The sequence below is a fragment of the Halosolutus halophilus genome (genome assembly GCF_022869805.1).
Lineage (GTDB): Archaea > Halobacteriota > Halobacteria > Halobacteriales > Natrialbaceae > Halosolutus > Halosolutus halophilus.
The window spans coordinates 2,041,290-2,054,889 of sequence record NZ_CP094974.1 but is presented as its reverse complement, the minus strand read 5'-3'; the positions used below and the strand labels follow the sequence as shown (position 1 = coordinate 2,054,889).

13 protein-coding genes and 1 tRNA gene are annotated in these 13,600 nt (G+C 64.5%); 1 reads left to right on the top strand and 13 read right to left on the bottom strand.

Annotated features, from left to right (window positions below; translation table 11 throughout):
- Nucleotides 1-185 precede the first annotated feature (185 nt).
- Nucleotides 186-260, bottom strand: a tRNA-Glu gene (locus MUG98_RS10180).
- Between the two features lie 102 nt (nucleotides 261-362).
- Nucleotides 363-1,598, bottom strand: a complete 1,236-nt coding sequence (locus MUG98_RS10175; RefSeq protein WP_265112011.1) for a helix-turn-helix transcriptional regulator — start codon at nucleotides 1,596-1,598, stop codon at nucleotides 363-365.
- Nucleotides 1,599-1,794: 196 nt separating this feature from the next.
- On the opposite strand from MUG98_RS10175, the gene MUG98_RS10170 reads away from it, so the two are divergent.
- Complete coding sequence (locus MUG98_RS10170; RefSeq protein WP_265112010.1) at nucleotides 1,795-2,373, top strand: MBL fold metallo-hydrolase; 579 nt, start codon at nucleotides 1,795-1,797, stop codon at nucleotides 2,371-2,373.
- 31 nt (nucleotides 2,374-2,404) lie between these two features.
- Here MUG98_RS10170 and MUG98_RS10165 read toward each other — a convergent pair whose 3' ends face one another.
- The 11 genes from MUG98_RS10165 to MUG98_RS10115 form a co-directional block, all read right to left on the bottom strand.
- Entirely contained in the window at nucleotides 2,405-3,235 is an 831-nt protein-coding gene (locus MUG98_RS10165) for an ATPase (protein ID WP_265112009.1), read from the bottom strand.
- On the bottom strand, nucleotides 3,232-3,498 hold the full coding sequence (locus MUG98_RS10160; protein WP_265112008.1) for a DUF5827 family protein: 267 nt from the start codon (nucleotides 3,496-3,498) through the stop codon (nucleotides 3,232-3,234). The genes MUG98_RS10165 and MUG98_RS10160 overlap by 4 nt, the downstream gene beginning before the upstream one ends.
- 144 nt (nucleotides 3,499-3,642) lie before the next feature.
- The gene (locus MUG98_RS10155) at nucleotides 3,643-6,669 is read right to left on the bottom strand and encodes an FAD-binding and (Fe-S)-binding domain-containing protein (protein WP_265112007.1); all 3,027 of its coding nucleotides are present in this window, start codon (nucleotides 6,667-6,669) and stop codon (nucleotides 3,643-3,645) included.
- A gap of 319 nt (nucleotides 6,670-6,988) precedes the next feature.
- Nucleotides 6,989-7,591 (bottom strand): superoxide dismutase, encoded by a 603-nt coding sequence (gene sod / locus MUG98_RS10150; protein WP_265112006.1) that lies wholly within the window; start codon nucleotides 7,589-7,591, stop codon nucleotides 6,989-6,991.
- 194 nt (nucleotides 7,592-7,785) lie between these two features.
- Nucleotides 7,786-8,160, bottom strand: a complete 375-nt coding sequence (locus tag MUG98_RS10145) for a DUF7344 domain-containing protein (protein ID WP_265112005.1) — start codon at nucleotides 8,158-8,160, stop codon at nucleotides 7,786-7,788.
- A 140-nt stretch (nucleotides 8,161-8,300) separates the two neighbouring features.
- A complete protein-coding gene (locus MUG98_RS10140; RefSeq protein WP_265112004.1) occupies nucleotides 8,301-10,019 on the bottom strand; it encodes a sensor histidine kinase in 1,719 nt (572 codons plus the stop codon).
- 176 nt (nucleotides 10,020-10,195) lie between these two features.
- The gene (ndk, locus tag MUG98_RS10135; protein ID WP_265112003.1) at nucleotides 10,196-10,660 is read right to left on the bottom strand and encodes a nucleoside-diphosphate kinase; all 465 of its coding nucleotides are present in this window, start codon (nucleotides 10,658-10,660) and stop codon (nucleotides 10,196-10,198) included.
- Nucleotides 10,657-11,055 carry a 50S ribosomal protein L24e gene (locus tag MUG98_RS10130; protein ID WP_265112002.1) on the bottom strand — a complete coding sequence of 133 codons (399 nt, stop codon included), beginning with the start codon at nucleotides 11,053-11,055 and terminating at the stop codon, nucleotides 10,657-10,659. The genes ndk and MUG98_RS10130 overlap by 4 nt, the downstream gene beginning before the upstream one ends.
- Nucleotides 11,055-11,279, bottom strand: a complete 225-nt coding sequence (locus MUG98_RS10125) for a 30S ribosomal protein S28e (RefSeq protein WP_006064297.1) — start codon at nucleotides 11,277-11,279, stop codon at nucleotides 11,055-11,057. Before MUG98_RS10125 ends, MUG98_RS10130 begins: the two co-directional genes overlap by 1 nt.
- 11 nt (nucleotides 11,280-11,290) lie before the next feature.
- Nucleotides 11,291-11,653 carry a 50S ribosomal protein L7Ae gene (gene rpl7ae, locus MUG98_RS10120; RefSeq protein WP_265112001.1) on the bottom strand — a complete coding sequence of 121 codons (363 nt, stop codon included), beginning with the start codon at nucleotides 11,651-11,653 and terminating at the stop codon, nucleotides 11,291-11,293.
- Nucleotides 11,654-11,895: 242 nt separating this feature from the next.
- Nucleotides 11,896-13,509: an oleate hydratase gene (locus tag MUG98_RS10115; protein ID WP_265112000.1), complete on the bottom strand. Its 1,614-nt coding sequence runs from the start codon at nucleotides 13,507-13,509 to the stop codon at nucleotides 11,896-11,898.
- Nucleotides 13,510-13,600: the final 91 nt, after the last annotated feature.

Genomic DNA, 13,600 nt, shown 5'->3' with positions numbered 1-13,600 from the left:
ACGAATTTCGCCGATCGCCGGACGGCGCCGGAAATTCCCCGTCGAGTCTCGATGCCCTTTCTTTCAGACGAATCGCCAGAGGGCGACGGGTTCGGTACACCTATTCGAGTCGAATTGCCCAATGTCATGGTCGTGTTTCTTGCTCGTTCACGACCGAAAACCGCAGGAAGGAATCGGGGTAGGAGTGCTCCGACGGGGATTTGAACCCCGGTCATTGCCTCGAGAGGGCAATATGATTGGCCGGACTACACTATCGGAGCGGTTCGCGACTCCAGTTCTTCGTAGCGCCGACCGATGTTTAAGCATTCCGTTTCATTTCGAGAGTGTCGGACGGTGACACGCGCTGCCGTCGCCCGATCGGCTCACTCCTCGAACGGTGACTTCGTCGCCTCGGGTTCGAACCCTTCGAGGCTGATGATGTTCTCGCGACCGACGCGGAGTTTACTGATGGTTCCCTCCTCTTCCATGTCCGACAGGAGCATGCTGACCTTGGATTTCGACCAGCCGGTCTCCTCGACGATGTTGACCTGTTTCATCCGGCCGCCGTTCTCGCGGATGAGTTTGACGACGCGATCGTCGTCGGTGAGCAGTTCCTCGTCGGGCAGCCCGCCGTCGTCAGCGTCGTCGGGTTCGCCGGGGGCCTCCTGCGATCGACCTCCAGCGCGGTCCGCGGGAGGGGCCGGTGCGGGCGACTCGGTCGTCGCCTCGGTCGCCCCGTCGTCGCTCCGGCGATACCAGACGACGGCACCGCCGATACCCACTAGGATGGCGAGGGCGACCAGCGGCCACAGGAGGTCACCGACCGCACTGGTCAGCGTCGAGATGGGACCCGAACTGTGAGCGCTTATGTTGGGATTGTCGAAGACGACGCGCGGATGGCCGTCGATGAACTCGCGTTCGCCGCTCCAGATCACTTCGTCCGCATTCTCGAGTTCGGTGGTGGCGTATTCCGCCCCGTCCGGAGCAACGGACTCGAAGACGAGATCACCGCCCGCCCGGAAGACGATCGACTGGTCGGGGTAGATGTAGAGGCCGTTGAATACGTCACCGACCTTGACCGTCCCGCCCTCGACGGCCGCGAACCCGTCCCAGGTGAACGACATTTCGACGACACCGACCTCCGAACTTCCCCCCGCCAGGTTGATTTCCTCTTCGACGTATGCGGACCGCGTGAAATCGCGCGCCTCCATCTCGCGGTCCGTGGCATTGGATCCGGTCCCCGCCAGTGCGTGAGCCTGGTCCACGAAGGTTTTGTACAGGGGTTCGTAGGTGTCGCTCTCGTTCGATTCGAATTCCTCGGCGGTCGTCTCGAAGTCTTCCACTTCGGATTCGTTGAGTTGCATCTCGTGACGGAGGGTCCACGTCGCACTGCCGTTCTCGTAGACGGTGACCTCGAACGTGGTACTGTCGAACTCCTGAGACTGGAGGCTGGCTGGGACGGCCGCCATCGTCGATTCGCTACCAGTGACTGACGCAGTGCCAGACGTCGATGCCTGGGGCGAGGCAGTCGCCCCGACCACTGCAAGTGGTCCGCCGATGCCGGCAACAGTGACGACCACAGCGAGGACGACGAGTCCTACGGAGCCCGGCCGGTTCATTCGTCTACCACTACGTGCCGAAGCTAAAAATCCTTGTGAATAGGGAGTTGAGACCGGGATCCGGCGCGTGACGGCTCTTTTCCCGGCAGAAGCGGAGTTCGCAGACGGCATCGATCGTTCTGTCACCGTCGGATACTGTTCGTCCCCCACGGATCGTGTCGATACGCACAAACGGTTCGACTCCCTACCGGCGGCCATGATCGCCAATCTCGCGCAGGGAGTGCAGGCCTTCACGAGTAACGTCTATCTCGTCCCGGGAGACCGAACCGTCCTCGTCGATCCGGGCGCGAACTTCGACGTCGTCGCGGCGATCCGATCGCGCGTCGACGACCTCGACGCGGTCGTGCTCACGCATACCCACCCGGACCACGTCGGCAACCTCGCGGCAGTGACGGACGCCTTCGCCGTCGACGTGTGGGGATACGATCCGTCGATCGACGGCGTCGACCACGCCGTCGCGGACGAAGAGCGGGTCCAGCTGGGCGATCACGAGTACGTCGCGTTGCACACGCCCGGCCACAAGAACGATCACCTCTGTTTCTACTCGGACGACGCCGGCGTGCTCTTTGCGGGCGATCTCGTCTTCCAGAACGGGAGCTTCGGACGGACTGATCTCGAGGAAGGCGATCGCGAGACGCTGATCCGGAGCATCGATCGCGTCCTCGAGTGGATCGACGAGGACCTCGCGGAGATGCACACCGGCCACGGGCCGAGCGTGACCAACCAACCGTACGGTCACGTCGAACTGTCGGCCCGGATGGCGCGCCAGGCGTAGGCATCCCCGCGAGATCGCGCCTCCGAACGCACTAGACCCGTTTCACGGCGTCCAGCAGCGCGTCGTAGGCCGGCGCGTAGGCGTCCGCGATCCGCCGTGGATCCGCCCGGTCGTCGCCCGGAAGCGGCGGCAGGCGGACGCGTTCGAGCGGCTTCAGGTAGTCGAGTACGTCCGGAACGCGCTTCTCCAGCGTTCCGTCTTTCGGGCTCGAACTGGCGATCTCACAGGCGCGGCAGTAGCGGTCGCCGGGGTAGATCCGCGCCCGTCCGGGTTCGACGGCTGCGACGGCGGCGATCGCGGCGGGGTCGAGCGCCGAGAGCGGCTGTGCGATGTCACCGTAGGACTCGACGACGGCCAGGTCGGCCGCCTCGATGTCCGCGGCGAGCGCCTCGAACGCCGGCACGTACTCCCGCTGGACGACCGCGTTGAGTTCGTCGACCGTTTCGACGGGGATCGCGTCCGCGAGCGGCAACGCGTCGGCGACCGCGTCCGGCAGGTCGACGGTGGCGTTGCGGACGATCGTCGGCTCTCCGGGCGATCGCCCGATCCGATCGACGAGGAACTCGCGGTCCGATCGGCCGAGCAGTCCGGTCCCGCCGTTCGTCGACGGCTGCCACAGCCGGTGGACCGGATTGAGTCGTTCGGGCGCACGATCGCGCCCCTCCGCGGCCGCGAGGCGGGCTGCGTCCTTGCCGTAGAGACGACCGTCCGCGATCGCGGTCCGACAGTCGTCGTGGTCGAACCAGTAGTCGTTTCCGGCACGCGGCTTGTAGCCGACCGCGCCGGTTCGCTCGAGCAACCCGGCCGAAAACGTCGTCTTTCCGGCGTCGACGCGATCCGAACCGACGACGAGGAGGATCATTCTTTCAGGCCGTAGTAACCGGGTTCGTCCTCGGTTCGTGGTTCCGCGACCACGAGGTCGTCGGCGTTCGTCATGATCCAGGGGATCGCCCAGTCGAGCAGGATGTCTTCGGTCTCCCGATCGATGTCCGCGTCGGGCTCGAGGCCCTGTAGCATGCGGGCGATCTCGTAGACCGTGTACATCTGGTCGTCCTCGAGTAACTCGTCGGGCGTGTAGAAGTCACACGGCGGAAGCTGGTCGAATTCGGACTTCGGAACCGGCATGGACGATACTAGTAGCGCACGACTCAAGACCGCACCGATCCGGTCTCGTGCGATCCCCGACCCGAGTGGCGTTCGATTCCGAGGACGCCAGCGTCTAACTCGTGACGCCGGACGTGCCGGACCGGCCATCGTGACGGGACGGCGTCACCGATCCAGATCCCGCGCGAGGACCTCGATCGGGTGGGGCGGACGATCGTACCCGTCGAAGTCGCCGATCTGCGTTCGACAGGAGGTTCCGGGTGCGACGACGGTCTCGCCGTCGCTGTCCGCGAGCTGATCGGCAAGCAACGCACCGATCGCCCGCGAGAGATCGTAGTGTTCGGCCTCGTAGCCGAAGCTGCCGGCCATCCCACAGCAGCCCGAGTCGACCGGATCGACCGCGTAGCCGGCGCGCCTGAGGACGCCGACCGCGTGGTGATCGGTCCCACGGGCCTTCTGGTGGCAGTGCCCGTGATAGGTCAGCCGATCGGCCGTCGCGTCGACGGTCAGGTCCTCGTCCAGCCGGTGCACGTCGAGGTACTCGGAGACGTCGTAGGCGGTCGACGCGAGCGTCCCGACCCGATCGTCGTCGAGCAACGAGCGGTACTCGTCGACGACCATCGACGCGTCGGAGGGTTCGACGAAACAGATCGACCATCCCGCCTCGAGATACGGGTCGAGGTCGTCGAGCAACGCGCGAGCGTCCGCGGCCGCTCGATCGAGCAAGCCTTGCGAGTAAGCCGCGCGGCCAGTCGGGCCGAGATCGGGAACCCTGACGTGGACGTCCGCGGCTTCGAGGACCCTGACGGCCGCCTTGCCCGTCTCGGGATGGGAGTAATTCGTGTCCGTATCCGGGAAGAGGACGACCCGATCGGTCGCCGCCGCGGCGTCCACCCGGGGCCCCCGATCCCGGAACCAGTCCACGAGGGACTCCCGCTGGAAGGTCGGCACCGATCGCTCGGAGGCGATTCCTGCCGTCCGCTCGAGAAGCGTCCGCGCACCCGGGAAGTCGGGAAGCCGGTTCGCGATCGGGGCCACCGCGCTCCCCGCGGCGGCGAGTCGATCGACGTTCGCGAACAGCCGCTCGCGGCGGCTCACCCCCTCGCGGTCGTGGTACTGGTGTTTCACCTCGACTTTGAGTTTCGCGAGGTCGACGCCCGTCGGACAGTCGCTCTGGCAGCCCTTGCAGCCGATACAGAGGTCGAGCACCTCGGACTGGAACCGCTCGGAATACAGTTCCTCGGGGTCGATCTCGCCGCTGATCGCGGCCCGGAGGAGGTTCGCCCGCCCACGGGTCGTGGCGACCTCCTCCTCGGTCGCGCGGTAGGTCGGACACATCACGTCGCTGTCCGTCTGGCGACAGGTGCCACAGCCGTTACAGAGTTCCACGAGGTGGGAGAACCCGCCGTCGTCGTCGAAATCGAGCGTCGTTCGCGGCTCGAGCGACGCGTAGTCGGGGCCGTACCGGAGGTGCTCGCGGATGTCTGTGGGGTCTTCCTCCCGGTAAACGACCTTGCCCGGGTTCATGCGCCAGTCCGGATCGAAGGTGGACTTGACGTCCTTGAACGCCGCCCAGAGGTCGGGACCGTACAGCTTGGGGTTGAACTCCGTCCGTGCCAGCCCGTCCCCGTGTTCGCCCGAGAACGCGCCGTTGTGCTCGCGAACGAGGTCGGTCACGTCGTCGGCGATCGATCGCATCGTCTCGACGTCCTCGTCGGTCTTCAGGTTCAGGACGGGCCGGATGTGCAGCGTCCCGACGCCGGCGTGGGCGAAGTAGGCGGCCGTCGTGTCGTGATCGTCGAGGATCTCCTGGAATCCCGCGACGTACTCCGCGAGTTCTGCGGGCGGAACGGAGGCGTCTTCGACGAAGGGATACGGTTTCGGGTCCCCCTCCATGCTCATCAACAGCGGGATGGCGGCCTTCCGGAGCTTCCAGAGTCGATCCTGTTTCTCGGCACCGAACGCCTCGATCGACTCGAACGCGGTGCCGTCGTCGACCAGTTCGTCGGTCGCCAGCCCGATCGCGTCGGGCAGGTCGTCGACCACCTCGTCGTCGAACTCGAGCATCAGCGCCGCGGCTGTGCCGTCGGGGATCGGGTCGGCGTACTCGGCGTACTCCTGTGAATCGGCCGCGAGCCGGAACACCTCGCTGTCCATGAGTTCGACCGCGCTGGCGTCGAGCGCGAGCGCCTCGGGAACCGCCGCGAGGGCCTCGAGCAGGTCGTCGTAACAGTAGACGACGAGCGCGGTCTCGTCCGGACGGGTCACGAGCGACAGCGTCGCTTCGACGACGACGCCGAGCGTCCCCTCCGCGCCGACCAGGAGTTTCGAGAGGTTGACGATCCGATCCCCCTCCGCGTCCTCCCGGATCACCTTCTGGAGGTTGTAACCGCTCACACACCGCTTGAGGTCCGGATACCGCGCCTCGATCTCCGCCGCGTTGTCCTCCACGATCGCCCGGACGGTTCGGTAGATCGCGGCCTCCCGATCGACTTTCGCGACGATCCGATTCCACTCGGGGCTATCCAGCACGACGTCACGGGTGCGGATCAGCGAACCGTCCGCGAGGACGACCTCGCACTCCTCGACGTAGGCGTCGGTGATCCCGTACCGGACCGAGTGAGCACCCGTCGAGTTGTTCCCGATGCCGCCGCCGATCGTCGCCCGGTTCGAGGAGGCAGGGTCCGGTGCGAAGCGCAGTCCGTGGGGTTCGAGCGCGTCGTCGAGGTCGTCCTGCACGACGCCCGGCTGGACGACGGCCCGCCGTTCGTCGGCGTCGATCTCGCGAACGTCGTCCATGTGACGCGAAAGGTCGAGGACGACGCAACCCGGACCGACGGCCTGGCCGGCCAGCGAGGAACCCGCGCCGCGAGGCAGGACCGGGACGTCGTGGTCGGCCGCGACGCGGACGGCGGCTTGCACGTCGGCCGTGTCCCGTGGAAACACGACGCCGGCCGGCTGTGCGCCGTAAATGCTGCCGTCGGTCGCGTAGAGGACGCGCGTGTATTCGTCGAACCGTACGTCGCCCCGACAGGCGTCGGCGAGCGCACTCGCCAGCGACGCCGTCGCTACAGTCCCGTCGCGATCGTCTCCTCCGTCCCGTGATCGGCCCAGTCCGACCTCGACGTCGCCGTTCTCGATGTCTCGCCCCCCGGCGTCGCCGTTCTCGATATCGCTGTCCTCGACGGCCATATACCCTCCAATCGTCGCGGGCGTTGTTAAACTATGGTACTACGTCACAGTGTGGTCGAACCGTGACCATGGACGCCCGCGACACGGTCACGAGACACCCACTCCACCTGGAACGGCCCCTCGCCGATCGGGCACAAATCGAGGCCGACTATCGACTCGATGGAACCGATTTACACACCGGTCGCACGGACACCGTGCGACGGGGGTGCAGCGACGGTCAGTGGCGACTCGTTCGTCGTATCTGTCGTCGCTGCAAGTCAGTGAATCGAATTCGCCGAGACCGACCGGCGAATCCGACGAACGGGTACGGGCGACGGTATTACTCGAAGTGGTCGAGACACTTCTGGTACTCTTCTTCCGCCTTCTCCCAGTCGACGACGTCGAAGAAGGCGTCGATGAAGCTCCCGCGGTCCGGACCGTAGTCGTAGTAATAGGAGTGCTCCCAGACGTCCAGCGCGAGAACGGGATGGGACCCCCAGAGTGCACCCTGATCGTGTTTGTCGACTGCAAGGTTGCGCAGTTGCTTGGCGACCGGGTCGTATACCAGCAGTGCCCAGCCACCGGCAGCACCGGCAGCGGCCTCGAACTCGCCCTTCCAGCCCTCGTAGGAGCCGAAGTCCTCCTCGATCCGGTCGGCGAGGTCGCCCTCGGGTTCGCCGCCGCCGTCGGGAGACATGTTCTCCCAGAACAGCGTGTGGAGATAGTGTCCACAGCCGTTGTGGGTGACGTTGTTGAGCGCCCCGGGCGTCGAGTCGAAGTCGCCCGACTCGCGGTTGTCGGCGAGGGTCTCCTCGGCGGCGTTGAGGCCGTTGACGTACCCCTGGTGGTGCGTGTCGTGGTGCCAGGTCAGCACCTGTTCGGAAAGCGACGGTTCCAGTGCGTCGTAGTCGTACGGTAGTGGTGGAAGTTCGTGATCAGTCATGGTTCTCACCTGTTATCTTGTATCGGTAGCTCCCCTGTTAAGTTTTGAGGAGTGAAATGATATCACACCTCATAAATCGTTAGCTACCGACGTGTGCGTTGCCGACCCTCCACTGGACCAACGACGGACCACGTGTTAAACCTTTCAGCGACGGCGACCCCAGAACCACGGCCTGTCGATCCGTCGAGTGAACCCTACGCCCGTTCCTTGTGTTGTGCGTGTTCGAGCCACTCCTCGAGCGACGGCTGAGTCCAGTACCGAACCGTCTCGCTGCGCCGATCGTGCTCGATGATCCCCGCGTCCTCCAGTTTCGGCAGGTGAACGTGCTGGAGTTCCGTGCGAATCTGGGTGCGGTGCTCGTCCGCGTCGAGGTCCGTCCCGCCGGATCCGTGCTCGCGTGCTGCTACCGTGTCGGCCAGTTCGTCGATCGTCGCGACGCCGTCCGGCCGATCGTTGAGATCGTACAGCACCTGCCGCCGCCGTCGGTTCGAGAGCATATCGAAGATGAGATCTAGCGACGGCGTTGCCTCGACCGCGAGTGACGTCGGCTCACCCTCCGTTTCACGCATCCACGAACCACCTACCGTAAGTTACCATTCGAAACCACCAGCCGTCCCTACTGCAGCCGACACATTAGATGTTACGTCTCTCTAGAACGATACTTGTATTACTTCTTGTATTTTCAAATCAGTAAAATAGGCGCAGGTACCTACCGAGCCGGTTCGGCTGTTTCGTCGACCGACTCGATCGGGGCCGAGTGGAGTGCGATCTCGACCGTCGTTCCCCGTGGTGATCGATCGGTGATGTCGAGCGTCCCGCCCGAAACGCGGACGAGCCACTTGACCAGCCACAGACCGAGCCCGCTGGTGTGTTCGAGTGCCGTCTCCCGTCCCGTCTCGAGGACCTGTCGTTCGTGACCCGGGATCCCCGGGCCGTCGTCGCTCACGCGAAGGACCGTCTCGGATCGATCGCAGTCGATCGCCACGGTCACGTCCGGTACGGGCCGATCGGCGTGTTCGAACGCGTTACTGAGTACCTCCTCGAGTGCGAGTTCGAACGATTCGTGGGCGACCACCGGGGCCCGTTCGGGGAGCGTCGTCGAGATCGAGTCGTCCGCTCGGTTCGATCGAAACTCGGCGACCGTTCGTTCGACGAGCGGGACGAGGTCGATCGGCTGCCGGTTCGCGCTCGCCTCGCCCATCGTTCGCTCCGCGAGACGCGATCGCTCGCTCAGGGTGGCGAGGTTCTCGGCGGCCGCCTCGATCTGCTCGAGGTGGTCGTGCTGGTCGGCCGGGAGTTCCTCGCGCAGAATCGAACTGTGGCCGAGCATGAGGTTCGTATCGTGACGGACGTTGTGTCGAAGCACGCGGTTGAGGACGTCGAGTTGCTGTTCCCGGAGTGCCTGTTCGGTGACGTCGTGCAACAGGAGGAGACGGCCGACGACGTGTGTTCCCCGTTCGATATCGCTCACTTCGACGTCGTAGTGACGGGTTCCCGACGCGGTCCCGATCACGACCGGTCGATCGACCCCGTCGTCGCTCTCGAGGACCTCCACGAGCGGTTCGGCGGACTCCTCGAGTCGAGAGCCTCGCGAGAGATCACGATCGGTGAACTCGTTCGCTCGCGCGTTGTACTCGACGATCCGGTGTTGCGTGTCGACCACGATCACGCCGCTTTCCATCTCCGCGAGGACGGTCCGACTGGCGACGAGGGGAGACACCGGAACGACTTCGAAGAGGTCCCGTTCGAAGAGTGCCCAGCCGAAACAGACCATCGAAACGGCAAACGCGACCGGCGTCGCATCGACGCCCTGGATCGGGCCGACGTAGAGCAGTTGCCACCCCCCGGCGAGCGACGGCACGAACACGCCCAGCAACAGCGCCGTCGTGCGACCGCGATAGAGCCCCTGCGAGGTGCCGAGCAACGCGAGCAAGACCGCCGCACCGGCGAGAACGAGCAGAAAACTGTAACCGACCGCGAGGTAGTAGGGAAGTTCGAACGCGACTTCCCACGTCGGATAGCCGCTGCCGATCGTAAACCCCGACGGATCGCCGTCCCGAACGAGTCCGTGGTACGGATTCGTCCAGACCAGGACCTGCACGAGCACGGGGACGACGGACAGTGCGGCGATCGATCGCCGCGTGACGTACTGCTGCTGGCCGGCGTAACTGAGGGAGAACACGATCCACGCGACCGGCGCGAACATGATCCCGATCCACTCGAGGTTGACCCAGATCCAGAACGTCTCGAACGTCGAACTCGAGAGGCGAAACGCGTGCGTCGCGGTCCAGACTCCCATCAGTCCGGCGAGGACCGCGAACGCACCCGCTCCGGGGAGTTCCTGTCGCTGGTAGCCGTACCACGCGATCGCCGCCGCACCACCCGACAGCGCGACGAGTGCCAGCGGCAGGAAACTCACGTCGTTCATCTCTCGGTCCTGCGCTCCGGTTCGGGGTAGACAGGCATCCTACTTGAATGACTGGTTCTTTCGGTGATTTGTTAGAAATTTAACATTATCTCGCGGCGGTGCCGCCGCGATACGGCACACCATCGGCTACGTCGCCGCCGAAACCACAAAATAGACGCGACGGCCGAGGCGGGCCGCTACTCGTACAGCCACGCGCCGTCGTGTTGATCGTAGTCGATCAACTCGTCTTCGTCGAAGTGGATCGCGATCTCGCGTTCGTTGGCTCCCTCGTCCTCGTGATCGGCCGCGTGGACGACGTTCCGTCCGAGGTCGAGCGCGTAGTCGCCCCGGATCGTGCCGGGGTCGGCCTCGAGCGGGTCGGTCGCGCCGATCATCCGGCGGACCTGGCGCGTGGCGTCCTGGCCCTCCCAGACCATCGGGACGACCGGACCGGAGGTGATGAAGTCGACGAGGTCGTCGTAGAACGGCTTGTCCTCGTGCTCGCTGTAGTGTTCCTCGGCCCGTTCGCGGGGCATGTTCTCGATCTTGATCGCGACGAGTTTGAGCCCGCGCTCCTCGAGGCGGGAGACGACATCGCCCACGAGTCCGCGCGCGAATGCGTCGGGCTTGACCATCACGAACGTGCGCTCGTGATCGGTCATTGTTCGGCCTCTTCGGCTTCTTCGGCTTCTTCGGCTTCTTCGGCCTCGTCGACCTCGTCAGCCTCTTCGGCCTCGTCGACGGTTTCGTCCCCGGCTGGCACGTCTTCCTCGTCTTTGTCGACCGTTTCAGACTCGGTTTCGAGGTCCTCGTCGGTCTCGACCTGTTCGGTCCGATCGGTTTCCTCGTCGACGGGCGTCTCGGCCTGGGCCGGCCCCTTGCCGCGACGGCCCTCCTCGGTCCACTCGAGATCGCGCGGTTCGCGACCGAGCTTGTAGTTTTTCTCCGCCTTCGAGTCGACGAAGTGGAGCACGGTACCGTCGTTGCGGACGTACATGATACCCGTGCCGGGTTCGATCTCTTCCCCGGTGTAGTCGCAGGTTCGTTTCTCGACCATTATTGTCCTCCGATGGAGTCGGCCTCGCGGGCGGTCTCGCGGAGCTGGAGTACGTCCCCCTCGCGGACCGGCCCGAGGCAGTTTCGGGTGATGATGCGTCCCTGGTTCTCGCCCTCCTTGATTCGGCACTTGACCTGCATGGCCTCGCCGTGCATGCCGGTCTTGCCGACGATCTCGATGACCTCGGCGGGCGTAGAGCCGCTTTCTTCCTCTTCAGCACTCATCTCTAATCACCTCAGTCGAGGTCCTCGACCTTGTCGGCGATATCCTCGACGTCGCCTTCGGCCTCGCCGGCGTCGACGATCGCTGCAGCGGCCGAACCGACCTCGAGGCCGGCGGCGTGGCCGACGTCGTCCTGGGTCTCGATGAAGACGACGGGAATTCCCTTCTCCTCCGCGAGGTCGGGGAGGTGCATGACGATCTCCTCGGGAGAGACGTCTTCGGCGACGTAGACGAGGTCGGCGTTGCCGCGCTCGATCGCTTTCGTCGTTTCGTTGGTTCCTTTCTTTACGCGTCCGGTGTCTCGGGCGACCTCGAGCGCCTCGAGGGCGTCGTCTGCGAGGTCGGCTGGGATGTCGGTTGTGACGTAGACTGACATTGGTTGTTCACCTCTCCTACGCGTGGGCTCGCGCTCCCCTGCCGTCCGAGGTCTGGGTCCCCGGGCCGAGTAGAATCCGGCGGAAGTCCTGTGAGGCTAGGAGCATCATCAACCCCGCGTAGGGTGTACTACGTCAGTAGCGCTGCCCCCCTTAAAAGCGTGTTCAAACGGTCGGGGCTGTGCGACGGTTCCGCACGGGTGAGACGGTCAGTCGGGAGTCGGCGGGATCGGCGACCCGCCGGCTACCTGAACGCGGCTTTTCCGACGTCTATCAGTACGTCCGGCTCGTACTGGTGGGCGCTGATCGGCGGTACCTCGTCCTCGATATCGAGCTGTTCGTAGACCGCCATCATGGCGGATCGGACCGAGTACTCGACGGTGAACACCACGTCTTCGGGAACCTCCGCGAACTGACCGATGAACGCGAGGTTGTTCGATCCCGCCGGGACGACGTCCGGTCGATCGCCAGGGGTTCGCGGCATGAACTGGCTCGTGATGAACGGCATGTTGCAGGGAATGCAGTTCGCGTCCTCGAGGACTGACGGCAGTTCGTCGAGGTAGCCGAGGTGGTAACAGAGTTCCTCGAGGATCTCTTCGCCCGTACAGTTCTCCATTTTCTTCTCCACGTGGTTTCCTTCTTCTTCGGGGAAGAGGCCGTATCCCCAGAAGACCTTCACGTCGTCGGGCTGGTTCGCAAAGTGGGGCTGAGCGGCGACGACGATCGACATCAGCCAGTTCGATTCGGTGAACGTGATCAGTCCGTTCCCGGGTTCTTCACCGGTAACCTCGACGATGTGTTCGAGCAGGTCCGGCTCGTCGAGTGTGACCGTGTAGGATGGCCACTTCGTCTCCTGGACGTGGTCGGCGAACGCCGACGGCGATCCGAACTCCGGATGGTCCTCGACGATGTTCTTCCATAGCTCGAAGGAGGCACCCGTCGTGTTCAGGTCGGGCGAGTCCGTCATCGATCCGAGGTCCGATCCGTCGGTCATCGACCCGTTCGTCACGAAGACGAGGTCGTTCGGCTCGACGTCGATCGTTTCGGCCGTTCCGTCGGACTCGTAGTGGATCGTCTCGACCGTCTTGCCGGCCCGGGCGGGCGCGATGTCCAGATCCGTCACTTCACAGCCGCTCCGGAACTCGACGCCGTGCTCTTCGAGCCACCGCCGGATGGGACGCACCATCGAGTCGTACTGGTTGTACTTGGTCCGGTCGATGCCCTCCAGCGTGTGTAGCCGGGGGAACTCGTGCATGAAGCGGTGCATGTACCGGCGCATTTCCGCGACGCTGTGCCACGGCTGGAAGGCGAACGTCGTCGCCCAGATGTACCAGAGCGTCGTCTCGAAGAACGACTCGGAGAACCACTCCTCGATCCGCGTGTCCCCCAGTCGCGTCTCGGGCGTGAGGACGAGTTGCAACAGCGAGAGTCGGTGCTCCATCTCCAAGCCGTACGACGAGACGTCCAGTACCTTCTGATCCTCACCCATCAACCTCGCTACCGCGTACGTCGGGTTCCGTTCGTTGAACTCGTCCATCACGTCCTTGATCGACCTGTCGCGGTCTTCGAGCGAGGGGATCGACTCCAGCAGATCCCACGTACACTCGTAGGTCGGATAGTTCAACATCCGGCCGCCGCGGATGACGTATCCCTCTTCCGGCGATCCGGAGCCGTCGAGTGCACCGCCCATCACGTCCAACTTTTCGAGGACGGTAACGTTCTCACCGGGCATCTCCCCGTCACGAACCAAAAACGCGGCCCCAGCAAGGGACGCGATTCCGCCGCCCACGAAGTAGGCCGCTCGATCGGTACCGTCCGGTTGCCGTCGGACACCACTGTCGTCAGCGTCGGAAGTCATGGTCACTCACGTATCGTCGTTCGACACCAATTGTATAAGAAACTACAAATTGATTCCCAATTTGGGGGAACGACCGACGAGGAGTATCCCC

Coding starts and splice junctions, on each gene's coding strand:
- rpl7ae (WP_265112001.1), bottom strand. CDS start 11,653: ATGTCAGTCTACGTCACAACCGACATCCCAGCCGACCTCGCAGACGAC.
- MUG98_RS10160 (WP_265112008.1), bottom strand. CDS start 3,498: ATGCCGGTTCCGAAGTCCGAATTCGACCAGCTTCCGCCGTGTGACTTC.
- MUG98_RS10145 (WP_265112005.1), bottom strand. CDS start 8,160: ATGCGTGAAACGGAGGGTGAGCCGACGTCACTCGCGGTCGAGGCAACG.
- ndk (WP_265112003.1), bottom strand. CDS start 10,660: ATGACCGATCACGAGCGCACGTTCGTGATGGTCAAGCCCGACGCATTC.
- MUG98_RS10125 (WP_006064297.1), bottom strand. CDS start 11,279: ATGAGTGCTGAAGAGGAAGAAAGCGGCTCTACGCCCGCCGAGGTCATC.
- MUG98_RS10140 (WP_265112004.1), bottom strand. CDS start 10,019: ATGAACGACGTGAGTTTCCTGCCGCTGGCACTCGTCGCGCTGTCGGGT.
- MUG98_RS10115 (WP_265112000.1), bottom strand. CDS start 13,509: ATGACTTCCGACGCTGACGACAGTGGTGTCCGACGGCAACCGGACGGT.
- MUG98_RS10170 (WP_265112010.1), top strand. CDS start 1,795: ATGATCGCCAATCTCGCGCAGGGAGTGCAGGCCTTCACGAGTAACGTC.
- MUG98_RS10155 (WP_265112007.1), bottom strand. CDS start 6,669: ATGGCCGTCGAGGACAGCGATATCGAGAACGGCGACGCCGGGGGGCGA.
- sod (WP_265112006.1), bottom strand. CDS start 7,591: ATGACTGATCACGAACTTCCACCACTACCGTACGACTACGACGCACTG.
- MUG98_RS10175 (WP_265112011.1), bottom strand. CDS start 1,598: ATGAACCGGCCGGGCTCCGTAGGACTCGTCGTCCTCGCTGTGGTCGTC.
- MUG98_RS10130 (WP_265112002.1), bottom strand. CDS start 11,055: ATGGTCGAGAAACGAACCTGCGACTACACCGGGGAAGAGATCGAACCC.
- MUG98_RS10165 (WP_265112009.1), bottom strand. CDS start 3,235: ATGATCCTCCTCGTCGTCGGTTCGGATCGCGTCGACGCCGGAAAGACG.